General features: G+C 47.4%; 19 protein-coding genes. 13 read left to right on the forward strand and 6 right to left on the reverse strand.

Features of this window, described 5'->3' with window-relative positions; all coding sequences use genetic code 11:
• Positions 1-181: 181 nt before the first annotated feature.
• Positions 182-1,657, reverse strand: a complete 1,476-nt coding sequence (locus tag WFI24_RS19595) for an aminotransferase class I/II-fold pyridoxal phosphate-dependent enzyme (RefSeq protein WP_047844430.1) — start codon at positions 1,655-1,657, stop codon at positions 182-184.
• 176 nt (positions 1,658-1,833) lie between these two features.
• Between WFI24_RS19595 and WFI24_RS19600 the strand changes: the two genes are divergently transcribed.
• The 4 genes from WFI24_RS19600 to WFI24_RS19615 all read left to right on the forward strand — a co-directional run bounded on the left by WFI24_RS19600 (position 1,834) and on the right by WFI24_RS19615 (position 6,666).
• Positions 1,834-3,126 (forward strand): MFS transporter, encoded by a 1,293-nt coding sequence (locus tag WFI24_RS19600; protein ID WP_336763513.1) that lies wholly within the window; start codon positions 1,834-1,836, stop codon positions 3,124-3,126.
• Positions 3,127-3,380: 254 nt separating this feature from the next.
• Positions 3,381-3,980 carry a hypothetical protein gene (locus WFI24_RS19605; RefSeq protein WP_336763514.1) on the forward strand — a complete coding sequence of 200 codons (600 nt, stop codon included), beginning with the start codon at positions 3,381-3,383 and terminating at the stop codon, positions 3,978-3,980.
• 173 nt (positions 3,981-4,153) lie between these two features.
• Positions 4,154-5,563 carry an NADP-dependent phosphogluconate dehydrogenase gene (gndA, locus tag WFI24_RS19610; protein ID WP_336763516.1) on the forward strand — a complete coding sequence of 470 codons (1,410 nt, stop codon included), beginning with the start codon at positions 4,154-4,156 and terminating at the stop codon, positions 5,561-5,563.
• Positions 5,564-6,156: 593 nt separating this feature from the next.
• The gene (locus WFI24_RS19615) at positions 6,157-6,666 is read left to right on the forward strand and encodes a shikimate kinase (RefSeq protein WP_223868845.1); all 510 of its coding nucleotides are present in this window, start codon (positions 6,157-6,159) and stop codon (positions 6,664-6,666) included.
• A gap of 123 nt (positions 6,667-6,789) precedes the next feature.
• On the opposite strand, the gene WFI24_RS19620 is transcribed toward WFI24_RS19615, so the two are convergent.
• The gene (locus tag WFI24_RS19620) at positions 6,790-7,095 is read right to left on the reverse strand and encodes a rhodanese-like domain-containing protein (protein ID WP_017687407.1); all 306 of its coding nucleotides are present in this window, start codon (positions 7,093-7,095) and stop codon (positions 6,790-6,792) included.
• A gap of 105 nt (positions 7,096-7,200) precedes the next feature.
• On the opposite strand from WFI24_RS19620, the gene aroA reads away from it, so the two are divergent.
• The 4 genes from aroA to ptsP all read left to right on the forward strand — a co-directional run bounded on the left by aroA (position 7,201) and on the right by ptsP (position 12,825).
• Entirely contained in the window at positions 7,201-8,496 is a 1,296-nt protein-coding gene (aroA, locus tag WFI24_RS19625) for a 3-phosphoshikimate 1-carboxyvinyltransferase (RefSeq protein ID WP_017687408.1), read from the forward strand.
• Between the two features lie 59 nt (positions 8,497-8,555).
• Positions 8,556-8,990 (forward strand): CoA-binding protein, encoded by a 435-nt coding sequence (locus WFI24_RS19630; protein WP_336763523.1) that lies wholly within the window; start codon positions 8,556-8,558, stop codon positions 8,988-8,990.
• A gap of 197 nt (positions 8,991-9,187) precedes the next feature.
• Positions 9,188-11,068 carry a glucose PTS transporter subunit IIA gene (locus WFI24_RS19635; RefSeq protein WP_221825358.1) on the forward strand — a complete coding sequence of 627 codons (1,881 nt, stop codon included), beginning with the start codon at positions 9,188-9,190 and terminating at the stop codon, positions 11,066-11,068.
• Entirely contained in the window at positions 11,065-12,825 is a 1,761-nt protein-coding gene (gene ptsP / locus WFI24_RS19640; RefSeq protein ID WP_336763527.1) for a phosphoenolpyruvate--protein phosphotransferase, read from the forward strand. The genes WFI24_RS19635 and ptsP overlap by 4 nt, the downstream gene beginning before the upstream one ends.
• A 124-nt stretch (positions 12,826-12,949) precedes the next feature.
• Here the strand turns inward: ptsP and WFI24_RS19645 are convergent, their stop codons facing one another.
• The gene (locus WFI24_RS19645) at positions 12,950-13,474 is read right to left on the reverse strand and encodes a type 1 glutamine amidotransferase domain-containing protein (protein WP_336763528.1); all 525 of its coding nucleotides are present in this window, start codon (positions 13,472-13,474) and stop codon (positions 12,950-12,952) included.
• Between the two features lie 276 nt (positions 13,475-13,750).
• Between WFI24_RS19645 and WFI24_RS19650 the strand changes: the two genes are divergently transcribed.
• The 4 genes from WFI24_RS19650 to WFI24_RS19665 all read left to right on the forward strand — a co-directional run bounded on the left by WFI24_RS19650 (position 13,751) and on the right by WFI24_RS19665 (position 16,553).
• Positions 13,751-14,164 (forward strand): hypothetical protein, encoded by a 414-nt coding sequence (locus WFI24_RS19650; RefSeq protein ID WP_336763530.1) that lies wholly within the window; start codon positions 13,751-13,753, stop codon positions 14,162-14,164.
• Between the two features lie 122 nt (positions 14,165-14,286).
• On the forward strand, positions 14,287-14,634 hold the full coding sequence (gene ytxJ / locus WFI24_RS19655) for a bacillithiol system redox-active protein YtxJ (RefSeq protein ID WP_145322885.1): 348 nt from the start codon (positions 14,287-14,289) through the stop codon (positions 14,632-14,634).
• A 92-nt stretch (positions 14,635-14,726) separates the two neighbouring features.
• Positions 14,727-15,740: a catabolite control protein A gene (gene ccpA, locus WFI24_RS19660; protein WP_062835383.1), complete on the forward strand. Its 1,014-nt coding sequence runs from the start codon at positions 14,727-14,729 to the stop codon at positions 15,738-15,740.
• Positions 15,741-15,857: 117 nt separating this feature from the next.
• Complete coding sequence (locus WFI24_RS19665; protein WP_336763533.1) at positions 15,858-16,553, forward strand: 5'-methylthioadenosine/adenosylhomocysteine nucleosidase; 696 nt, start codon at positions 15,858-15,860, stop codon at positions 16,551-16,553.
• Between the two features lie 109 nt (positions 16,554-16,662).
• Here the strand turns inward: WFI24_RS19665 and WFI24_RS19670 are convergent, their stop codons facing one another.
• Positions 16,663-17,295: a GNAT family N-acetyltransferase gene (locus WFI24_RS19670; protein WP_336763535.1), complete on the reverse strand. Its 633-nt coding sequence runs from the start codon at positions 17,293-17,295 to the stop codon at positions 16,663-16,665.
• A gap of 295 nt (positions 17,296-17,590) precedes the next feature.
• Here WFI24_RS19670 and acsA point away from each other — a divergent pair, with 295 nt between their 5' ends.
• Positions 17,591-19,315, forward strand: a complete 1,725-nt coding sequence (gene acsA, locus WFI24_RS19675) for an acetate--CoA ligase (RefSeq protein WP_336763538.1) — start codon at positions 17,591-17,593, stop codon at positions 19,313-19,315.
• A 242-nt stretch (positions 19,316-19,557) separates the two neighbouring features.
• Here acsA and WFI24_RS19680 read toward each other — a convergent pair whose 3' ends face one another.
• Positions 19,558-22,656, reverse strand: coding sequence for a transglycosylase domain-containing protein (locus WFI24_RS19680; protein ID WP_336763540.1), 3,099 nt, complete (start codon positions 22,654-22,656; stop codon positions 19,558-19,560).
• Between the two features lie 230 nt (positions 22,657-22,886).
• Positions 22,887-24,992, reverse strand: a complete 2,106-nt coding sequence (locus tag WFI24_RS19685; protein WP_336763541.1) for a methyl-accepting chemotaxis protein — start codon at positions 24,990-24,992, stop codon at positions 22,887-22,889.
• Positions 24,993-25,133: the final 141 nt, after the last annotated feature.

A 25,133-nucleotide genomic window follows, 5' to 3' on the forward strand; every position in this document is an offset into this window, starting at 1 on the left:
CTCCTTGATTTCAAGGGGCCTTTTGTTTGTTTTCAAGAGGTATGCGAGCATTATCAAGACTGTATTGTAAGAAAAATAGACGGAAAAATGCAAACTTGCTTGTCTCATAAAAATAAAAATAGGACCAAGCTTAAGGCTTGGTCCTTCAAGTTCATTCCATTCACAGGGTGATGGAGTTGTTTTAGAAAATCGCATCGGCTTCCACGATCACTTTAACGTTGGTTACGCTACGATCTTCCGGCCCTTTGACAGGTAATCCAACTTCGACATGATCGATGATATAATCGATGTTCTCTTGGGTAATAACCTCACCCGGTAACAGGATTGGAATTCCTGGCGGATAGACATAGATGAATTCCGAAATAATACGTCCTGCAGATTCCTTGAATGGAATCACTTCAGTATCACCATAGAATGCATCACGGGGAGTCAGCATCAACTGTGGAATATCCGGAACTTTTACTACCAGTTCATGGGCCGGGTTGACTTGATAATAGGTACGGGAGAGATCCTGCAAAGCGTTCAGCAAGATATCCACGCTGTCATCCGTATCTCCTGGCGTGATGAGACACAGAATATTGTACATATCACTAAGTTCGACCTCAATGTTGTAATGTTCGCGCAGCCAGTTCTCTGTCTCATATCCTGTGATGCCCAGATGGCGGACATGGATCGTTACTTTGGTTGGATCATAGTTGAAGGTCGCTTCTGTACCCAGCAGCTCTCTACCGAAGCAGTACAGGCCATCCATATCGTTAATCGAACGTCTGGCAAACTCAGCTAGTTCAATCGCCTTCTGTGCAATCTCACGACCGTGGAGTGCCAGGTTACGTCTGGATGTATCGAGTGAAGCAAGCAAAATGTATGAAGTTGATGTTGAGGTGAGCAGACTCAGGATCGTCTGTACACGCTGTGGATTCACGAACCCATTCTTCGTGTTCAGGTTGAGTACGGAACTCTGTGTCATGGAGCCACCAAGCTTGTGAACACTGGTTGCAGCCATATCGGCACCTGCTGCCATCGCAGACAACGGCAGATCCTCATGGAAATGAATGAGTACACCGTGTGCTTCATCAACGAGGACAGGGACTTGATAGCTGTGTGCAAGCTCAACAATCTCTTTTAGATCGGTAACCACGCCGTAATAGGTCGGGTTAATCACCAGCAATGCCTTGGCATCTGGATGACGCTCAAGTGCGCGACGGATAGACTGTGTAGTCACTCCGTGGTCAATGCCCAGATTGGCATCTTGTGAAGGAGAAACAAATACGGGTTTGGCGCCTGAGAAAATAATGGCGGACAGAACCGATTTATGCACATTACGGGGCACAATAATTTTGTCACCAGGTGAACATACAGACAGAATCATGGTCATAATGGCACTGCTTGTGCCTTGTACACTAAAATAGGTATAATCGGCTCCGAAGGCATCTGCTGCCAAAATCTGTGCTTCCTGAATGACACCGGTTGGCTGATGCAGGTCATCCAACGGTGCGATGTTAATCAAATCTATGGAGAAGGCATTATCGCCAATAAATTCACGGAATTCGGTATCCGCTCCCAATCCTTTTTTATGGCCCGGAATATGAAACTGTACCGGATTGAGTGCCGCATGATTTTTTAAAGCGGTAAACAGCGGCGTACGGTGGTGATTCATCAGTGCTGTCACAACCCTTCCTAATAAAATTGGTAAACAAAGATGAGTATAGCAAATTAAGAACCGAATGCAACAGTATAATCGACAATTTTTTAAATTGCCGAGATTTGGGCACATTCCCCACGGTTACACTAAGGATAGGGAATAGGCAAATGAACACCGAAAGGGGAAAAAGAATGCAAACCGACACGAAACCAGCCAAAATTTTGCGATCACCATTTTTTATCGCAATGTGGCTGACACTTTTTCTAGTTGAAATTATCAAAGGGGCCCTGTTGGTAGCTGTTCTGCCCGTGTATATGGACAATATACTGGGTCTGTCTGCAGGCGTCATTGGTGTGGCATTTGCTCTTCAATATCTGGGTGATAATCTGTTCCGGGCGCCTTCCGGCTGGGCAGCAGAACGGATCGGGTTCCGCGCAACGATGGTTACAGCATTAATCTGTACCTTAATCGCTGTTATTATGATCCTTTTTCTCAAAAGTGCCTTTGGCCTGGCCATGGCCTGTCTCATTCTTGGCATTGGTACGTCACCACTCTGGCCTTGCGCCATGACAGGGGTGACTGCGATGTCAGGCCCGCAGAACAAGAATGGTACAGCAATGGGGGCGCTGGAGATGGCTGCTCTCGGCGGAACGGGGCTTGGACCTATAGGCATGAACTGGCTGCTGGAGCGCACGCATCATGATTATCGAACTATATTCCTCGTGCTGATGGGTTGTGCCATTCTCGTTATTCTGGTGGCCATGATTCTTCCTGGACGTGTCATTGTTGAAGGAGAGCATGCCGTGCAAGCAGCGAAGAATAGTGATGTGAAATATCCAGCCAAACCGAATCTGCTCACGCCGTTCATACGGCTGCAAAAGAGTGTAAAGGGCACACTGCAACGGGTACGCAGCACGCTTAATGTTAATCCGCTCGTGTATCCTGCCTTGTTCATGCAGTCGTTTGTCATCGGGCTGCTCAGTCCGGTAATTACGCTATATACACGCACAGACCTGCACATTTCACCGAACCTTTACAGTTTGTTGCTGATTGCGGGTGGTGGAATAACGGTTATTGCCTTACTGCCTGTAGGTAAAATGGTAGACAGGTTCGGCACGAAACCGTTCCTGAACGTTGGTTTTTTGATGGCGGCAGCGAGTCTGTTCGCATTCTCCTCCATAACATCCATTCCGGTGGTGTTTGGTATTGTCATGCTGGTGGGCATCAGTTATGCCATGATTTTGCCCGCTTGGAATGCTTTTGTAGCTACGCTGATTCCCAAAGGAGAGCGGGGAGCGATCTGGGGATTCTTCCTTACATTGCAGGGATCAGGCATGGTTGTCGGCCCTATTGTTTCCGGACTGCTGTGGGACCACGTTAGCCATCCGGCTCCATTCATTGGCAGTGCCATCGTCATGGCAGGACTTGCCGTAGTGCACTTTGTGTTATCCCGCAATCCGTTTCGCACCGCTCCAGCCAAATAAGCAAAAGAAAAGGGAGTTCCGTTAACCGTCGTGGTTACTGGAACTCCCTTTTTCGCGTCCATTATATCATGAAAATCGGGGGCTTGCCCCTGTGCTCCTGCGGAAAGCTGCAATCCAGAGGTCCTTTCGGTGAAAAATAGTCAAATAACCAAGTACCCTTACATAAAATGAAGTATAAAATAGGGTAAGCCGATTGAGTAGAAGCGATTGAAGACGAGGGCCGGAGCAAATCCGGTACAGATGGAGGGAGTGCCGTGAATAAGAGTTATGAAGTTGAATATTGCAATCTGGAGCTGCGGTTCAACCGTCGGCATATCCAAAATTTGATCAAAGACCTTATTCGTGAGGGGTATTCACTATATTGGAGCGAGGACGAATCCTTTTTTATCCTGTCTGTCCGTACCGGCCGCAAGCTGGTAAAGCTCCGTTTTCAACAGACACGCAGTGGGAACTATAAGATGACAGGCGATTATATTATCAAGGACGCGAAGCTGGCAGAGTGGCTGGAGAAGCTGATTGGAGATACACGCGGGCATGCGGTTGTGAAGAGGTTCAAGGATCAGCAGATGACTGTGGAGAACATTTTGTTCGGTGAAGTCATTCGTCTCGTTGAAGTGTCCGGGTTCAAACAGCGTGTCATTTTTCAAAAGGAACCTGCGCCAACGGCAGAAGAGATGGAAGAAATGTTCCTCTCGCGCGAAGGCGAGGAGCGACTGATGTTGTTGCGCATGGAAGTGGACGATGAGCTGGAGCGCCTGTACACGGCCATGCAGATGGATAATATCGAAAAAGCAAATGCTTGTCGTGAAGTCTTAAAACAGCTGTCTAGACATCTGCTAATGCTGGAAGGCTGATCAAGAGAAAGCCGTATTTATGAAAATACGATGAACACCTCAGCAGATTGGGGTGTTTTCTCGTTGTGTAACTGTGCCACGGGGTTCACTTCTATACATAAAACCGTTAAAATGGGAGTATTGTTGAGAATTTATTTCAATAAAATTAATTGGAGCAAAGGATGGAGGACCAGATGACAAAACAACAAATTGGCGTAATTGGCCTGGCTGTCATGGGCAAAAATTTGGCCCTTAACATTGAAAGCAGAGGTTTCTCGGTATCGGTATATAACCGTTCCCCGGAGAAAACCAATGATCTTCTGAAAGAAGCTGAAGGTAAAAACCTGACAGGCTCATTCTCCATTGAAGAGTTCGTAGCATCCCTGGAATCCCCGCGCAAAATTTTGATCATGGTACAAGCCGGCAAAGCGACCGACGCAACCATTGAACAACTGCTTCCTCACCTGGATGAGGGCGACATCATCATTGATGGAGGGAACGCATACTTCCCTGACACGCAACGTCGCAGCAAAGAGTTGGAAGACAAAGGCATTCGCTTTATCGGTACAGGTGTATCCGGTGGTGAAGAAGGCGCATTGAAAGGCCCTTCCATTATGCCGGGTGGACAGGAAAGTGCTTATAAACTGGTTGAACCGATTCTGACGGCGATCTCGGCCAAAGTCGGTGACGATCCATGTTGTACATATATTGGACCTGATGGTGCCGGACACTATGTGAAAATGGTACATAACGGTATCGAGTACGGGGACATGCAGTTGATTGGTGAAGCGTACCACTTGCTCAAATCCGTATTGAACGTTTCCGTTGAAGAGCTTCATGCAATCTTTACGGAATGGAACCAAGGGGAGCTGGATAGCTACCTGATCGAAATCACGGCAGATATCTTCTCCAAATACGATCCTGAAACTGGCAAACCAATGGTTGACGTTATTCTGGACGCTGCTGGACAAAAAGGAACAGGTAAATGGACAAGCCAAAGCGCGCTGGATCTCGGCGTACCATTGTCCATGATCACAGAATCTGTATTCTCCCGGTTCTTGTCTGCGATGAAGGACGAGCGTGTAGCAGCTAGCAAAATCCTGAGTGGACCAGCGACGGAAGCCTTCTCGGGCGACAAAAAGGCATTCATCGAGAGCGTGCGTAATGCCCTCTTCGCAAGTAAAATCGTATCCTACGCACAAGGATTTGCACAAATGCGTGCAGCTTCCGATGAGTATGGCTGGGATCTGAAATACGGTAACATTGCCATGATCTTCCGTGGCGGCTGCATCATCCGTTCACAGTTCCTGCAAAACATCAAGGAAGCTTATGATAAAGACGCAGCACTGAAAAACCTGCTCTTGGATCCGTACTTCCAAAACATCGTTGAGTCTTATCAAGACGCATGGCGTGAAGTTGTAGCGGCTGCTGTAAAACAAGGTGTTCCGGTACCTGGCTTCTCCAGCGCTCTTTCTTACTACGACAGCTACCGTACAGAGCGTCTGCCAGCCAACTTGCTGCAAGCACAACGTGACTACTTCGGTGCTCACACGTTCAAACGTGTGGACAAAGAAGGCAGCTTCCACCACAACTGGATGGAGTAGTACCACATATACAAGGTCTATTAGATTTGGCTAGTGCCCCTTTAAGTGGCAGGTTTGGCCTGCTAAGGGGCTCAAAAGAGGTTTGGCGTTCCGGTGATTGCCGGTCAACGCTGGGCCTCTTTTTTTACTGTGTTATACAGTAATAATGTTGATGGAGAAGATATGTAGCTGATTCTAGACCTAATGAACAGGAGACACTCTATTTTGGCAAAATGAGCCGGTTCTATTTTTTAACGAACTCAGAAGGTACTATTTCGATAATTCGCAGCGAGATGTCGAGGTTTTGACGGTGATTTTTTGAAATAAGTTTACTCAGATTCTTTAGAAGTTTAACTGCGCCTATTTACCGTAAATAAGCTCATTGGAGTTCGTTAGGTTAATAGTTGGTCACTGATTGAGACGTTTGGGGGCTCAAAACTGCTTGAGGGTGATCTGACGTAGGCTTAGATGCCGGAAGTTACTTGATCTGTCTTGGAAGGTTGCGGAAGGTCGAAAAGAAGTCGGTCAGGAGATGGTCTTTCCCAGTCCGCAGGGCTGTGTTATGATAGGACAAAAGTGCTCACGAATTGCTTGAATTAAAAGGAGTGTACACCTTGAGCAAGTCTAACAATATTATTCTCATTGGTATGATGGGAACCGGCAAATCAACCGTCGCTGACATGCTTGCACGCGAGCTTGGTTATCGATTGATTGATGTAGACGCCGCGGTGGAAAAAGAGGAAGGCTGTACGATTCCAGAACTGTTCACTGGCAAGGGAGAGACGTATTTCCGTGATGCCGAGAGCCGCATGTTGTGCTCGATGCTGGAGAAGAAGTCACAGGTCATAGCGACCGGTGGCGGTGTGGTGCTGCGTTCGGATAATTGTGACGTGATGTTGAAAAATGGTTGGGTTGTTGCCTTGACTGCTGATCCGGCAGTGATTGTAGAGCGTGTTAGTGGCTGTGACAACCGTCCACTTCTCGCAGGCAATGCAGAGGAACGCATTCAGGCAATTATGGAAGAACGGAAAGACGCATATCGGTTCGCACATTATACGGTGGATACAACCGAGTTATCCGCTGCCGAAGTGACTCGTTTAATTTTAGCGCATTACCGCGTCTAAGCTTGTTATCATCGAAGTTTGATAGGTGGTGGCAGATATAACAAAACGGGCCATATAGGCCCGTTTCTAGGAGTGGAGCGAATTCACAAGGTTACAAATGACTTCGCTTCTCTCCGGGTTTCTCTAGTCTTCCTGTTGCCACTGAAGCATACCGCCGACCATGTTTGTACAGCCTTCATATCCCAGTTGTTGCAGATATTCACAGGCACGCTCACTGCGGTAACCGCTACGACAGATAATCACGATCTCGCCTGATTTCTCAATCTCAGACAGTCGGTCCGGAATCTGTCCAAGCGGAATATGCTTGGCTCCTTCGATCATGCCTTGCGCGACTTCATCGTCCTCGCGGACGTCTATCATCTGCAGCTTCTCTCCCGCCTGTAAACGGCGGCGCAGCTCAGACGTTTCAATTTCAGCTATTTGTGTCATATTCAGGTCCTCTTTTCTGTATGGACTTAACGCTATAATGATACCCAAGCGATGCACGGAATGTCAATTTGGCCACAATATAATCAACGAAGGAGAATTTCATCCATGGACGTTATTGTTAAACCAACCCCCACTCTGAACGGGGAAATCGGGGCTCTGTCCTCCAAAAACTACACTACCCGCTATTTGCTGGCTGCTGCACTGGCAGAAGGCACAAGTACCATTCATTTCCCGGCACACAGTGAAGACAGTGACGCCATGCGCAGATGTATTCGCGATCTGGGGGCAGTGCTTGAAGAAGACGACAGCAAGATTGTGATCCAGGGCTTTGGCAGTCATCCCCGTGATGTGCGTGAATTGAATGTTGGGAATGCGGGTGCTGTACTTCGTTTCCTGATGGGCGTTACAGCGCTCTGCCCTGAAGTTACATTTGTGAATACGTACCCGGATTCACTGGGCAAACGCCCCCATGATGACCTGATCGATGCGCTGGGCCAATTGGGTGTAGATGTTCAGCATGAACAAGGACGCTTACCGATTACAATCAAGGGTGGCAATGCCAAGGGTGGACACATTCGTGTATCCGGCTCCGTCAGCTCCCAATATCTGAGCGCATTGTTGTTTGTTACGCCGTTGCTTGCAGAAGACAGCACCATTGAAGTGCTGAATGACCTGAAGTCCAAGGTCGTTATCGGACAGACACTGGAAGTGCTGGAGCAGGCAGGCATCGTTATCCATGCAAGCGATGATTACATGTCCTTCCGTGTACCAGGTGGACAGGCTTACCAGCCAACGACCTACACGGTTCAAGGGGACTACCCGGGCTCGGCAGCCGTTCTTGCCGCAGCAGCGGTTACACAGTCTGATGTGAAAATTCTGCGCCTGATGGAGCAGAGCAAACAGGGAGAACGTGCCATTGTTGACGTTCTGCGCATGATGGAAGTGCCATTGACACATGAGAACGATGTTGTACACGTTCAAGGTAATGGCAGACTGAAAGCGATCGAATTCGACGGGGATGCCGCGACGGACGCCGTTTTGGCTATGGTAGCCGCAGCTGTGTTTGCGGAAGGAACGTCACGGTTCTATAATGTAGAGAACCTGCGTTACAAGGAATGTGACAGAATCACCGATTACTTGAACGAACTGCGGAAGGCAGGAGCGAATGTTGAAGAGCGTCAAGCTGAGATTATCGTACACGGACGTCCGGAAGGCGTTGAAGGCGGCGTTGAGATTAACGCTCACTACGATCATCGCGTAATTATGGCGCTCACTGTTGTGGGTCTGCGTTCCAAGGAGCCGCTTCGTATTCGGGATGCACACCATGTAGCGAAGTCTTATCCGCAATATTTCGATCATTTGCAGGCGCTTGGCGCCTCGGTTCAATGGGTAAAAGAGTAAAATAACTGAAACCTGTCTTTTGAACACGCACTTTAATCAGAAAAGGATGGTGCTTGAACATGGAATTTAACAACCCTACTCGTGAAGAAATTGGACAACTTTTGCGCAAGGCAGGCAACATCGCAGTCGTCGGCTTATCAGACAAATCAGATCGTACTTCCTATATGGTGGCAGAAGCCATGCAGAGCAGAGGTTATCGCATTATCCCGGTTAATCCACAGGCGCAAGGTGAAATCTTGGGCGAGACGGTATATGCCACACTCGCGGATATTCCAGAGCCGGTAGACATTGTCAATGTGTTTCGTCGCGAAGAGTTTTGCGCGGATGTCGCTCGTGACGCCGCTGCCATCAAAGCCAATGTACTGTGGCTGCAGCTTGGCATCCATAGTGATGAAGCGGTCCAGATTGCTGCAGAGAACGGCATGACAGCGGTAACGAATCGTTGTATCAAGGTAGAGGATTCCATCGTTCTGCGCGGCGCTGGACGCGGCTGAGAGGCTCGTTCACTTGTGATCGAATGATCTCCTGATCTGTCCCAATTGAATGAACATAGGATGAATCCCGTTAACTTGAAGTTGACGGGATTTTTTCTGTTCTATTTTCGCCGTTATTAATTACCAATTGGTTACTGTTTTGCTTTGACAAAACGTTGCGTAAAGCTTACCATCTAGGATAGAAAGGAGAGGTCGCCATGAATTGGCTCGGATCCTTGCAGCAGCTCGGACGAGCGGTAATGCTGCCTACAATGGTCCTGCCCGCCGCCGCAATTTTGCTCAGTGTTGGCAGTCTGCCTTGGGACGCCTGGGGATTGGATATTGTCGGTGAAGTGTCTACCGTGGCCGGACACGGTATTTTTTATTTCTTACCGTATTTGTTCGCTGTCGGTGTAGCACTGGGACTCTCCAACCAGGCCGGACAAGCGGGACTTGCTGCTCTGGCTGGTATCGTGATATATGATCAGGTGACTCGGAACTTCGGGGATGGCACCGTTCAGCCCGCTTCCTTAATCGGAATCATACTCGGCGCGCTTGCCGGTGGGATGCATAATCGGTTTAAAAGCATTAAACTGCCTGAAATTTTACAGTTTTTTGGAGGTTCAAGGTTTGTTTTGCTCATCGTTGGACTCTGTTCGGCATTGTTCTCCTGTTTTATGTTATGGCTCGCTCCGATCCTACAGCATGGATTGAACGGCATTGCTACTTGGGAATACAGTCTCGGGGGTTTTGGACTGTTCATTTACGGGGTGTTATACAGGGTGCTGGTCGCTTTTGGGCTTCATCACCTGCTTAACAATGTGTTTTGGTTCCAGTTAGGGACGTTTGAAACGCCTGATGGTAACATTGTGCAAGGGGATTTGCCCCGATTTTTTGCAGGTGATCCAACAGCAGGATTCTTTATGGCAGGTTTGTTTCCCATCATGATGTTTGCCATTCCGGCGATAGCCTTTGCTATTATTCAGGAAGCCAGGGAAGATCTGAAACCGAAAATCAAGAAAACTTTTCTGACATCGGCACTCGTTTGTTTTCTAACCGGGGTATCGGAACAGATTGAGTTTGCTTTTTTGTTCGCGGCTCCTTATCTGTTCATCGTGCATGCAGTGATGTCCGGCGTTGCCATGTGGATTAGTTACTGGCTGGATATCCGGCATGGATTCTCTTACTCCGCAGGTATTATTGACTACATACTCAATTTCCATCTATCGGAGAATGCGTGGAAGCTCATTCCGATTGGCATACTATATGGGCTGCTTTACTACTTCCTGTTCCGATGGGCGATTCGTACGTTCAAGATTCCAACACCAGGACGTGAAGAGGGCTCCATGCTGGAAGATTGGGTAGGTAACATTCCTTATCAGGCACCTTTAATCCTCGAAGCATTGGGTGGGAAGAGTAACATTGTACAGGTTGAAGCATGTATTACACGTCTTCGCCTCACTGTGCATGATGACCGGCTGATCGACACGGGTGCCATGAAGAGTATGGGGTCCGCAGGACTGATCAAGCTGGGTGGCGGTAACGTACAGGTGGTATTCGGGACCTACTCGGAATTGATTCGGGAAGAAATCGCGAAGCTGCTGGAAAGAGATCTGCAACAGGTTCTGTTCTGTGCCCCCGTTCAGGGCAAAATGCTCCCGATTGAAGAGGTACCGGATCAGATTTTTGCAGCCAAGCTTGTCGGTGATGGTGTAGCCTTTGTTCCGGAAAAGGGAGAGCTGGTCTCACCCGTGTACGGAACGATTATGCACTTGTACCCGACCATGCATGCCTTGGGTATTTCTACCCGTGAGGGGCTTGAGGTATTACTGCATATCGGCATCGATACCTCTCAGTTGAAAGGCCATTTTGAAGCTTTTGTTCAGGAGGGCGATACGGTGGAGCCAGGGCAGTTGTTGATCAAGTTTGATCTGGCAGTACTCCGCGAGCAAGCGGCATCACTAACAACACCCATGGTAATTACGAATCCGGATCGTGTAAAATCATGGAGTTTTGCTCCATTTAAGCAAGTTAAGAAAGGTCAGGCATCCGTTATGTCCGTGGTGCTCTATGACAGGAACGTTGGAGGGGTAGAATGAAGATACAAGGCATCAACGGAGCTGCAGGCATAGCCATCGGCAAAGCATTTGTCCTGCCCAGTTGGGAATGGGATCTGCCGGATCAAAAGATGGATTCGGTAGATCTCGCCCAGGAGTTCGAACGGCTGTATGAGGGCATACGGACATCAAAGGATGAGATCGAATATATCAAGAATGAGTTCAAGGAAGTCGTTGGTCCCGAGGAGTCCAGTATTTTTGATGCACATCTGGCCATCCTCGAAGATCCGGTATTCATGAACGAAATCCGCGGCATTATCGAGCGTCAGTACAAGGCGGCAGAAGTGGCGGTGAAAGAAGCCATTGACCACTTTGTTACGATGTTTGACCTGCTGGAGGACGAATATATGAAGGAGCGGGCGATTGACATCAAGGATGTGGGTAACCGTCTGCTCAAGCATCTGCTCGGCGCACCGGAGATTACACTTCCTTCGGATACCCAGCCTTATGTACTTGTTGCGAAAGAGCTGTCGCCCTCGCAACTGGCACATCTGAATCCCACCCATGTGCTAGGCATAGTAACCTTGATTGGCGGGAAAACATCACATTCCGCGATTATGGCTCGTGCACTTGGTATTCCTCTCGTTTCCGGTCTGGAAGCGAGTCTTGGCATGCCGGTAGAGACAGGTGATATGCTTGTGGTAGATGGTGACAATGGCTTGGTATTTACCGATCCGGACCGCAAGACGATAGAACGCTATACGATGCTTCGCAGCAAACAGTTGAAGAAAAAGGAACAGCTACAGGTGCTTGCAACGGTGGATGCTGTAACCAAAGACGGGGCTGTATTACATCTTGCTTCCAATATCAGTTCCGTGAAGGAACTGGACATGGCTTTGAAACATGGAGCCAAGGGTGTAGGCTTGTTCCGAACAGAGTTCCTGTATATGGACCGGGCTACATTCCCGGGAGAGCAAGAACAATATGAGGTATACCGCCTTGTGGCAGAGAAAACAGCAGGCCAATCCGTTGTCATTCGTACACTGGATATCGGGGGTGACAAGCAGCTTGATTATTTTGAGCTTCCAGAGGAAGACAATCCGTTTCTGGGATACCGTGCCATTCGGATTAGTTTGGACCGCAAGGATCTGTTCAAAACACAGCTGACAGCCATTCTGCGTGCCAGTGCTGCCGGTAATGTCAAAATCATGTATCCGATGATCTCTTCGGTGGAAGAGCTTCAGCAGGCCAATGAGATTCTTCGTGAGGCGATGGCCGATCTGGACGAGCGGGGATTATCATACGATCCTCACATTCAGGTGGGGATCATGATTGAAGTTCCAGCAGCAGTGATGATTGCAGATCTGCTGGCTGAGGAAGCGGACTTCTTCAGCATCGGTACGAATGATCTGGTTCAGTATGTACTGGCAGTAGATCGAATGAACGAACAGATTGCTCATATGTATCATCCTTATCATCCGGCTGTTCTGCGGATGCTTCGTGCCACAGCAGATGCGGCTCACACAGCCGGCATTGATGTGAGTGTATGCGGGGAGATGGCGGGGGACGAACGTGCCATTCCGCTTTGGCTGGAGCTTGGCATTCGTCATTTAAGTATGTCTCCACAATCCCTGTTGCGTGTGAAGCACAGAGTGTTGAACACAACGGCATCAGCAGCCAAGGAAGAAGCTCGTAAGTGCTTCGCCCTACGGACCAGCGGGGATATTGAGGAGCGTCTGCAAGTTTTTAATGACTCTACGGGGAATTCGGACGAACAGAGTGGATCAAATGCATCGTGAAATGGATAATTGGATATAAATACCTTTAAGTTAATATATTTACATTTGTGATAATTATTTATCGGTAAACTTGTGTTAGCAAAATAACCCCACTGTGCATGAGATTAGCACAGTGGGGTTATTTTTATTTGTCAGCGAGTGCATCGCAAAATGCCTTACCGTAAGGCGGAAGGTCGGGTGGACGACGTGCTGAGATGATATGCCCATCGACAACAACCGCTTCATCTTTCCAGATGGCACCTGCATTTTCCATGTCATCCCGAATACCTGGTGTAGAGGTTACCGTAACCCCGTCCAGAATTTTGGCGGAGATCAGGACCCAACCTGCATGACAGATCTGTCCGATCGGTTTCCGGTCTGCATTCATTTCCTTTACAAGTTCGAGTACTTTGGGATAACGACGTAGCTTGTCCGGTGCCCAGCCGCCTGGTACGAGAATTCCATCATAGTGTGAACTGTCGAGTTCATCAAAACTGTATTCAGCTTCAGCCGGGACGCCATATTTGCCAATATAGGTTTTCCCTTTTTTCTCTCCAGCCAGATGTACCTCTGCACCTTCTTCACGTACACGATGCACAGGATACCACAATTCCAGATCCTCGAATTCTTCATCGACCAGAGCAATGACTTTCTTACCGGTTAATCTCATATTCTTCTCTCCTTTTGCGGTAATTAGGGATGTCGCGTCTTTAATTGTAACAGATTCTCCGCAGGACTTCATGGAAGTGCATATTCACTTTTGAGGAAGCGATTACAAGTCAATGACTGCCTGCATTCGACAACCTTGATCTGGTGTGAGTGGTAATTTGTGCAACCTCTCAATTACAGCAGGATTTGAGCCGAAATAGGTCGAATGGTACTTATATAAGAGTATAGAACGAATGAGGTGATGGTTGTGCGCAAGTCGTGCAGATGTGGACATGTTATGGAATTGGAATTAAGAACAGTAGTATACGCCAAAAAGGTGGAGATTCGAAACGTACCTGTATTTGCGTGTACAGACTGTGTATCATACGAAGTGCTTCAGCCGGTCAAGCCGGATTTGACAGAATGCATAAGCACACTGGGCGAAAAACCCGTGAAGCAGGACGTATCTTTTGGTGAACGCAATGAACTGGCAGACTTGTTTCATGAGCAACTGTTGGCATGGCCTGATGCGACCGATCGGGAGATGGAATATCGCATGCAGCAAGCGGTGGAGGAGCGTGTTAATCTGCTGTTGGACATTATGGGTTACGCAACGAAGTCTGGAGATGCAGCGTGGATTGAGACCACGGAGCGCAGATTAAGTCAATTATCCGGATTTGTGTGGCAGGAGTACTTCTCGAATGCTGTCTAATTTTGACGTGTAAAATGCTTGTTTTCATGAAAATTGGCTTTTTCTCGCACTTTTTGTTAAGATATCGAAGAGTGAAAACGCTCAACATAGCGGTATTCCTGGTAAAGGGGGATGTATATCTAATGGCTGACATGACTAAAATGACAAGTATTGAACAGCTAAACTCCGCGGTGGAGGCTACCAAGGATCAACCCTTGCTTCTGTTTAAGCACAGCACACGCTGTCCGATCAGCTCGAATGCTTATCAGGAGATGAACGATTATTTGCATAACAATCCCAATGAACAAGTGAAATATGGCATCATTTATGTCGTGGAAGATCGCCCGGTATCCAATGAAGCAGCAGAAAAGCTGGGTGTTAAGCACGAATCTCCACAGGCGATCCTGATCAAAAAGGGAATTCCTGTATGGCATACTTCCCATTCAGATATTACTAGCACTACTCTTACGAATGTTTTGAGTGAGTCCTAAAGCCTATTTTAATTGATTAATGCAAAAATTTGTCGTAATATAAATCTTAATGAAAATGGTATGAAAATTTACTGGTAATGGAGAGAAGTACTGTGACGGTAACCATTTATGATGTGGCACGTGAAGCTGGAGTGTCTATGGCAACGGTATCACGGGTAGTTAATAATAACCCTAATGTCAAACCGCAAACGCGGAAAAAAGTATATGAAGCCATCGAACGGTTGGGATATCGTCCGAATGCGGTAGCCAGAGGTCTGGCAAGCAAGAAGACAACCACGGTCGGGGTCGTTATTCCGGATATTTCGAACTCAACCTTCGCGGAGATTGCCCGCGGAATTGAAGATATTGCGAATATGTATCACTACAATATTATTTTGTGTAATGCGGATAAGAAGAAAGAAAAAGAAATTCGTGTTATTAACACCTTGCTCGAAAAACAAGTAGATGGACTGCTCTTTATGGGCGGAACAGTAACGGACGAACACATTCAGGCGTTCCAGTCTGCGGCTGTGCCGATCGTACTTTGTGCAACGAGTGATGAGAAGGGAACATTCCCTTCTGTGGATATTGACCATGAGGCAGCTGCGTTTGACGCAGTAAACACCTTGATTCGTCATGGACACAAGGAAATCGCGATGATCAGTGGTACACTGCAAGATCCTGCGAATGGTTATGCGCGTTTCCAAGGTTACAAGAAAGCGTTGGAAGCAGCAGGCATGGAATACCAGGAGGACCTGGTTCGTATTGGTAACTATCGTTATGAATCCGGTGTGGAAGCAATGAAATATTTCCTCGGATTGAAGAAAAAGCCTTCGGCAATCTTTGCTGCAACAGATGAAATGGCGATTGGTGCCATTCACAGTATTCAGGATGAAGGCCTGAAAGTACCGGATGATTTCTCCATTATTAGTGTGGATAACATTCGTATGGCTTCCATGGTGCGTCCTCAGTTGACGACAGTGGCTCAGCCGATGTACGATCTTGGCGCAGTAGCGATGCGTTTGCTGACAAAGCTGATGAAGAAGGAAAATGTAGAGAACCCACGGGTTATTTTGCCGCATGAAACGATTCTTCGTCTGTCAGTAAGTCACGCAGATGTAGTTTAAGCGGAATGTTATTTAGAAAGGGAGAAGCTATTCTCTCTACATAATGGATATGCGAAAGCTCCGGAGACGGAGCTTTTGTGCTGAATGAGATTAAAATGAAACAGGGGGAATCCGAAGATGCGTGAAACGATCGGTATTATCGGAGCAATGGACGAGGAAGTAGAACTTTTGCTGGCAGGTATGAAGCAGCTTGAGACGGTCAAACAAACCGGCATAACATACGTTGCAGGCGAGTGGCTGGGCAAGCAAATTGTCGTGTGCAAATCCGGTGTAGGTAAAGTAAATGCAGCGGTTACGACGCAGATCTTGATTGATCGTTTTCAGGTTAATCGGATTATCTTCACAGGTGTTGCGGGTGCAGTTAATCCTGAGCTGAACATCGGAGATATGGTTATATCGTCTGTATGTGTTCAGCACGACATGGATGTAACGCCGCTGGGGTTCGCACGCGGGGTTATTCCTTACCAGGAGACATCTGCATTCCCTGCCGACGCTTCACTTATTACACTGGCTGAAGAAGCATGTAAAGCTCAGGGAGCCAATTACCTGATCGGTAAAGTGTTATCTGGAGACCAATTTATTGCGAATAAAGATACGGTTAACATGTTATATACCGAAATGGACGGTGCATGTGCCGAGATGGAAGGGGCAGCAGTTGCTCAGGTCTGTTACATGAATCGAGTACCATTTGTTGTCCTGCGTGGGATGTCAGATAAAGCGGATGGTTCGGCGCATGTTAACTTTGCTGAATTTACCGTGGAATCTTCGCAGCGTTCACACCGTATTGTGGAGCACATGTTAGAAAATATGTAATGGCAGTAACTTGAAAAACCGTCTTTCGATTAGCTGTTCCATGAAGTATGGAGCAACGCTGCGAGGGGCGGTTTTTGTTATGTATATCGTTTTTCGAACAGATCATCAATTAGTACATGAACCGATGGCGGAAGCGTACACGATCAAACTGTTCTTCCGATGTTATGGACACCTGACTTCCGATTCGCACCATCAAACAGTTCGCTGGATGTGAACAGATTTCGGGATCATCCGTTGCATACCAGGTCATATCGATCGTCTGCATCAGTCTCTCCATCATTTTGCGATAATCCCATACGTTTAGTCCGCTACCCTTCAGATCCCAATGCCAATAATATTCGGTGGTGAAAATAATATAGTTCTCCATGTATTTATCATCCAAAGCTGTGAGCAACATTTCACGGCCAACGCCAAGCGAGCGGTAGTCGTCCGCAACCTCGATTGCCCCAAGCTCAATCAGATCAGTCATGTTGCCCTCGGACCAGCGTTCGCATTCATCCGCATAGTGAAAAGTTACATAGCCGATAATCGTTTCATTTTCGTGTGCGATGATGATTCGTCCTTCTGGCAATGCTGCAATCTCGGCCAATGCTTCCTGCTGTTCAGCTGGGCGCCGAAAGGCATCCAGATCGGAATGAAAGGCAAGATTGGTGATCTCCTTGGCCTGCACGGGGCCTTCAATCGTAATGCGATGGCCGGACTTGAAGATGGAACGCATGTGATGTTCCTTGATATGTTCCATGGTTCATGCTCCTCTCTCTCCTACGTATAGAGGTTGTTCAAAAAGAACGCTATAGCAAAAATCCAAAAAATTGAAAAGCCATAGACGACGATTGAAAAGATTTGCTATAATTGCTTAGACAAAAAATGTTCACAATTCAACGCAGTATGGATAACATCTGTTTGGCCGAGCAAGTACATGATGAGATGTTCTCTCTACTAATGTAAGCGCTAACTGGAAGTTCAGTCAACACAAAGGCAATGAGAATTAACCCACAACGGGAATCGAAATGTCGAGTTGAAGGAGGCTGGCAAGCATGAGTCAAGCACATGGTGAGATGCTGCAAACGGTTGTGTCCGAATCTAACCTGGGCGATTACACGGAGGCGAGAAGCCGGTTCGATTGGGAATCGGTGGAAAGGCACTTTACGTGGCACGCCAGCGGAAAAGTGAATATGGCGCATGAAGCGATTGACCGTCATGTCCTGGAAGGAAGGGGCGGAAGAACCGCTTTATTGTATAGTGATGCTTCGCGCGAAGAGGCCTATACTTTTGCTGATCTAAGTGAACAGTCGAGTCGGTTCGGGAATGTTCTCCGCAAATATGGCATAGCCAAAGGGGAGCGTGTGTTTATTTTTATGCCGCGCAGTCCGGAGCTGTATTTTAGTCTTCTGGGTATATTGAAGGCTGGAGCCATCGCGGGACCCTTGTTCGAAGCGTTTATGGAAACGGCAGTGAAGGATCGGTTGGAGGATAGCGGAGCTGTAGCACTCGTCACGACCCCGGAATTATTGGGGCGAATCAAACGTTCCGAATTACCCGAACTCAAACATATATTTATTGTGGGTGGCGGCGCACAGACGGAAGAAGGACTCATTGATTTTGATGCAGAGATGTCTGCCGCTTCGGATGAGATGGAAGTGGAGTGGCTGAACCGTGAGGATGGTTTACTTATTCACTATACCTCAGGCTCTACGGGTAAACCCAAAGGGGTGTACCATGTTCAGAATGCCATGATTCAACACTATTATACAGGTAAGGTTGTTCTGGATTTACGTGAGGATGACGTGTACTGGTGCACAGCTGACCCTGGTTGGGTGACTGGAACCTCTTATGGGATCTTTGCTCCGTGGCTCAATGGAGTGACCAATGTGATACGTGGCGGTCGTTTCAGTCCTCAAGATTGGTACAATACCATCCAGAAGAACAAAGTCACCATCTGGTACAGTGCACCAACGGCCTTCCGTATGCTGATGGGAGCGGGGGAAGAGACCATTGCGCAGCATGATCTGAGCAGCTTGCGTCACGTGATGTCTGTCGGTGAACCGCTCAATCCGGAGGTTGTTCGTTGGGGATGGAAGGCGTATGGTCAGCGAATTCATGATACATGGTGGATGACCGAAACAGGCGCTCAGCTGATCTGTAACTATCCCGGAATGCCGATCAAGCCTGGCTCCATGGGACGTCCATTGCCTGGAATTGAGGCAGCTATTGTTGATGATCGCGGGCAGGAATTGCCGCCGTACAGTATGGGCAATCTGGCCATACGTACACCTTGGCCATCGATGATGGCGAAGATCTGGAATAATCCTGCGAAATACGAGGAGTATTTCAGACTTACGGGATGGTATGTATCCGGTGACTCTGCTTATATGGATGAAGAAGGGTATTTCTGGTTCCAGGGACGGATTGATGATGTGATTAATTCGTCAGGAGAACGTATCGGGCCCTTTGAGGTGGAGAGCAAGCTCGTGGAGCATCCTGCGGTAGCGGAGGCGGGTGTAATCGGCAAGCCGGATGTGACACGTGGGGAGATTATCAAGGCCTTTGTAGCGCTTCGTGAAGGATATGAGCCGACCCCGGAGCTAAAAGAAGAGATTTATCGTTTTGTCAAAGAGGGCCTGTCTGCCCACGCTGCTCCGCGTGAGATTGAGTTCAAGGATAAACTTCCTAAGACTCGTTCCGGGAAGATCATGCGCCGTGTACTGAAGGCCTGGGAGCTTGATCTGCCAGCAGGAGATCTATCTACCATTGAAGACTAACGAACCAGTGCCAGAATCGGATCATAAGTGTCGAAGGCGATGTCGATTTGGACTCTTATGATCCAGGGAAGAAGTCATTACTAAACGAATCCCAACCGGCGACACTCTATATTAAAATCGGTTGTAGAAGCCTGCTTTATGCCCACGGCATGAAGTGGGCTTTTTGCTGCACAAGCATATGAAAAAGCCGCACCCTCAGATAAGGTCTGAGGATGCGGCTTTTTGTGGATCGCTAAGTTGAATCAGGGTTGAAAATGTACGGCTGCAGAAGGCTCGGATTCACCCGCGCTGTTGCTGGCAGATACCTTGAACCATCCACTGGTAGACGCAGGCACTCCATAATCCATGGTAGTTCCCGACGTTGTTCCAATTTTGGTATAAGGAGCTGAGCCTGTTTCACTGTAATATACAGAGTAACTATCCGTGTTCGGATTGGACGCCCATTGAATGCGCAGGCCTTGAGTGAGAGCAGATACGCTGACTTGACCAGGTGTGCCTGGGGCTGTCGTTGTGGTATTATCGTTCTGCGTTTCTCCCGGAGTGATGACTGTACCCGGAACTTCAATCGGCTCATTGATCTCTTCTTCCACAGGAGGGACTACACTTCCCGTGCTATTGACTGTAGCGCTTGGAGCAGACTCTCTGCCTGCAACATCCACTGCGGTCACATAGAAGGCGAAGCTGCCACCTTGCGCGGCATATGCCGAGAATGATCTGGATTCACCCGTCAGGACAACCTGACCCTGGTTCTGGAATCCTCCACCGTTTACAGACCGGTACAGACGATACCCCACGACATCATTTTCAGGTGTGGCATTGAATGTAATTACAGCTCGGTCACCCGAGGTCGAGATTCTTACGTTACCTGGTGCATCAGGAGCTTTGCCGTTATCTGTTCTTGGATCAATCTGTGTTGGCATGTCTGCATCCGCATCTTCAGGGAGGTAATAAGCAAGTGACTCATGTCGACTCATACGTGAGAATGCATTTTGCAATTCTTTAATGAGATCTGAGATTGGTTTTTTACGCTTAATTACCGTTTTTTCCTTCAACATGTCCGAAGGTGTTCCGTCACGCGGAATATAGTTTACACCATTGTAAGTGATGTATTTGGCTCTGGCGACACCGTCATCACTATCCTTCGGAACAAACTTGCTGTTGAAAATATCCGTAACAAATTTGTCAGTCATGGATGTTGGCAACTTGCCGCTGTAGGCCGATACCGTCCGCGTTTCAATACCAGATGGCTTTTTGAACGAATCCGTGACGAACAGATCTTTTTGCGTATCGATCACTTCATTCAGGATTTTCGACCACAGTTGCTGCGCACGTTTTCTCTGTGATTTGCTTTCCAGTGTATTCACTGGCTGTTTGTATCCAACCCACACGCCAAGGGTGACATCTGGTGTGTAGCCTTCAAACCAAACATCCGCATAGTTTTGAGTGGAACCCGTTTTACCTACGATCGGTACACTCTTGGAATATTTGTAATTCTCCCGTACTTTATCTGCCGTACCTTCCGTAATAACGGTCCGCAGCATATCGGTCATCAGGTATGCTGTCTGCTCCGAGAAGGCTTGCACAGGTTCAGTATCGTGTTTATAGACGATGTTTCCTTTGGAATCTACAATTTTGCTAATCATGTAAGAGTCGTTATACACACCATTATTGGCGATGGCACCATAGGCACTGGTCAGTTCTTCAACGGTTACACCGTATTGGAGACCTCCGAGAACACCTGTCTGAGCCTGATAGTCTTGCTTCTGAATGGTGGTAATCCCCAGTTTCTTGGCGAAGGTCCAAGCCTTCTCGATCCCTACTTCTTCATTAAACAACTTCAGAGCCGGTATATTCAGAGAATAATTCAGTGCTCTGCGGGCAGTGACCAGTCCCTGATAGCGGTTGTTGGCATTCTTGGCAATGTGGTAGCCGCTCGGACCATTTTTGAGGATGATCGGTGAGTCATCAATAATAGAAGCGGGTTGGACAAGACCTGCATCCAGAGCTGGCAGATAGGCTGCAATAGGTTTCATCGTTGAACCTGGCTGACGCACCATCTGTGTTGCATAATTCATCTGTTCGTCCTGGAAATCCCGACCCTCAATCATACCTAGAATAGCACCGGTTTTGTGATTAATCAGCATGGCAGCAGTTTGTTCTTTTCCTTTGACAGGATCATCTGCTGAGAAATTGCTGTCATCTTCGGCAATGGTACGCATCGTTTTGTATATGCTTTTGTTGATGGTTGTGTAGATGCGATATCCGCCTGTACGCAATTGCGTCTGGGCTTCTTCCAATAGTTCACTGCTTTCCTTTTGAGGTGTTTCTTCATCTGTAGCTTCACTGCCGGATTCAGCTGTGTCTGAATTCAATTGTTTCATCAAAATCTGTGCAGCTTGTCGTTCCGTTTCCATCATAAGATATGGATAAGTATTGTAAGCCTTGATGGTCTTCGGAGCGAGTGAACTTTTGATATCAAATGCAAGTGCTTCATCGTACTGGGATTGATTGATTTTGCCTAACTCAAGCATACGGCGTAATACCAGATGTTGACGATTGATTGCGCGGTCAAAATTTTCCTCTACAAAATCGCCTTTACCGTTAAAGGCAGAGTATGAGGAGGGTAGTTGTGGCAATCCAGCAAGATAGGCAGCCTGAGCAATATTGACTTTTTCAAGATCATTAATGTTGAACAGTCCTTTGGCAGCCGCCTTAATTCCGTAAACGTTGTATCCGCTGGAACCATTACCAAAAGGAACCTTGTTCAAATAGGCTGTCATGATCTCGTCTTTGGTCAGGAAACGTTCAAGTCGGAGTGAAAGCAAAATTTCTTTCACTTTCCGATCTTCCGTACGATCCAGATTTAGAAATACACGACGCGCTAATTGCTGAGTCAGTGTACTACCGCCGGTTTGTACTGATTCTTTCAGCACTTTTTGTTTCACGGCACGGAGCGTTCCGCTCATGTCTACACCTTTATGTTCGTAAAAATGATTGTCTTCAATCGAAATGACAGCATCAATAACCTTTTGTGGGATCTGGTCCGTAGTGACCGGACGCCTGTCTTCTTCCGTACGTAATTGACCGATCGGACTGCCGTCGGCAAAGTAAGCAAAGCCTGTGATGGAGTTTTCGCTGACTTTTTGTTCAATCAGGGCCCTTGAACGTACAGGCTCGTCTTTCACAATGGAACTGACGTATCCCATCAAAGCACCGCCTGCAAATAGTGCCCCCATAAATCCAAGGACAACCATCCATTTGACGAAACTTCCCAGTCTGCGGGCAAAGCTGCGCTTGCGTACAGGCTGTTCATCGGGCTTTTTCTTATTAACATCAACCATTCAGTGTCTTCCTCCTTTTAACAGCACTTATTATAGCATAAAAAGGCGGGTTTGCATGCCTGAGAAATACAAGTAATGGTCGAAATTTGCCATTCTGCCATGGATTATGCTATATATCATGCGATATTGAAGCACATTTCATGAGTTGTAAGCCAAAAATAAGCAGGCCACCTCCATGCTGAGGTGCATAGGGTGGCCTGAATGATGTGTTATATTAGAGTTCTTCTACATCAGGTTCTGAAGCGTTGAATCAGTTCTAAAAGTTCTTGGGTTAGATTAGCCAGCGATGCAGATGCTGCTGTAATCTCTTCCATAGATGCGAGTTGTTCCTCAGAGGCAGATGCAACACGAGTTGCGTGATCTGCTGTCTCATGACCAATGGTTTTGAGTTGCACCAAGGTGGCATCAACCTGCTGTGATCCTGCTGACATCTGCTGCGCAATGGCTGAGACATGCTCAATCTGCTCATTAACCTCTGAAATTTGTGATGAGATGGAGAGGAAGAGTTCACCACTCTCATTAATCACTTCCGCAATATGACTAACTTCGGAATTCCCATGTTCCATATTTTCAACGAGAGAAAGAACCTCTTGCTGAACGCTATGAATTAACTCTGCAATCTGCGCTGCTGATATTCTGGATTGTTCAGCCAGATTACGAATCTCGGTTGCAACAACACCAAACCCGCGTCCGTGCTCACCGGCTCGTGATGCTTCAATGGAAGCATTAAGTGCGAGCAGATTGGTTTGACGGCTAACTTCTGTAATCATGCCTGTGATATGACCAATCTCTACAGAACGTTGCCGGAAATTCTCCAGTGCGGTCATGGACGTCTGCACAGAAGAAGTGGCGCTATCGACCATACGCATGGCCGATTGAATCTTATCGGTTCCAACGGTTGTTCGTTCAGCCACAGCTCGTGATGAATCGGATACATCGGAGGCAGCCTTTGCAATTCTTCCGATCCCTACAGATATTTCATTCATGGAACGGGAGGACTCTTGGAGTTCCTGCACCTGTCTACCTGCTTTTTCTGCAACTTCGACTCCTGTTAATGCTATCAGTTCTGCGGCTTTACCTGTTTCTTCGGCTCCGGCGGTTAATTGTTGAGAGGTAGAGCCCACGGATAAGGCATGTTCGGATATAACGGATATCGTATGACGCAATGTATCCATCATCTGATTCATATGACCGGCCATGACACCGAATTCATCTTTGGATCGTACGGGTAACTTTTGTGTCAAATCTCCGCCAGCCAGCTGTCCAGCGACGATATTGACTTGATTCAACTGTCTCACAATGGAGATGATGGTGTAGGTGACTACGCCTGCAAGCAGAAGCACAGCCAGCGCTGCTATCAGTATGGACCAGTTCAGGCTGTCATAGAAGGGTTGAAGGATATGGCTTTTTGGCAGAGCGGAGACAAGATACCAGTTCGAATCCGTTCCTTGTAATCTGGCGGGCTCGGCAATAAATAGTTCTTCACCTACTTCAGGGTCCGTAGCGTAAAACTGGGATTCGCCAGACTGGATACGTTGAATGACCGTCTTCATCTCAGATGGAATTACGGCACCTTCATTGGCTAGTTCCGGTTTGGAGCCATGTGCAGCAATCTGCCCTTCGCTAGTAATCAGCATGGCATAACCCTGATCCGGATTTAGCGAAGCTATATTTTGCTGAAAACGATCAATGGTAAAGTCGGCTCCGACAATGCCCAAGAAAGTCTTGTTTTCATCTAATAGAGGGAGGACAATCGACACGAGCAGTGTTTCTTTTCCGCCAACCGTATAGGTAACTGGCTCGGACCAATAGATGGATTTGGTTTTCTTCGGCTGCTGATAATATGTACTGGTTTCATCGTTTCCCTCATAAGTAGGCATCGGCTCAAAATGCAGGGAGTTGCCATCCCGTATAACGTATGGAACGAATCGGCCCGTAGCATCATCATATTCATTTTTATTCACATGATCCGCATCGTTTCCATCAAAGGCATTCGGTTCCCAGCCCGTATAAAAGCCAAAAACTTTCTGATCCTTTTTCAGATATTGTTCAAGGAGTCTAACGATTTCTTCGCGGTTGAGAGACCCGTTCTGAGCGGCATCCAATAAAGTGGTACTCATGGTGTCCAATGTGTTTTTGACTTGATTAATGTCAGTCATGAATTCATTCGTAGCCCGGTTTGCTGCTTGTCCAGCAACGGTTTCACCATACTGCAGGCTTTTGTCGTAAATGGATTTTGTATTAAATGCAATCAGGGCTCCAATACAGCAAAGTAGCACGATTCCGAGTAAAAGTCCAAGCTTAACAGCAAGCTTGCGATTGCGAAAAAAATGCATGTTTAATCCCCCTCGATGTCACTCTTGTGATGATTATAATGATGTGTGCTTCTCCAAAAGGGAGTCTATACTTTATATCGTTATTTAAGGTCTTATAATGAAGATAAATAGAAAAATGCATAGAAAAACAGCTGCCGAGAA

The organism is Paenibacillus sp. USHLN196 (assembly GCF_037144955.1).
In the GTDB taxonomy this organism is placed as follows: domain Bacteria; phylum Bacillota; class Bacilli; order Paenibacillales; family Paenibacillaceae; genus Paenibacillus; species Paenibacillus xylanexedens_C.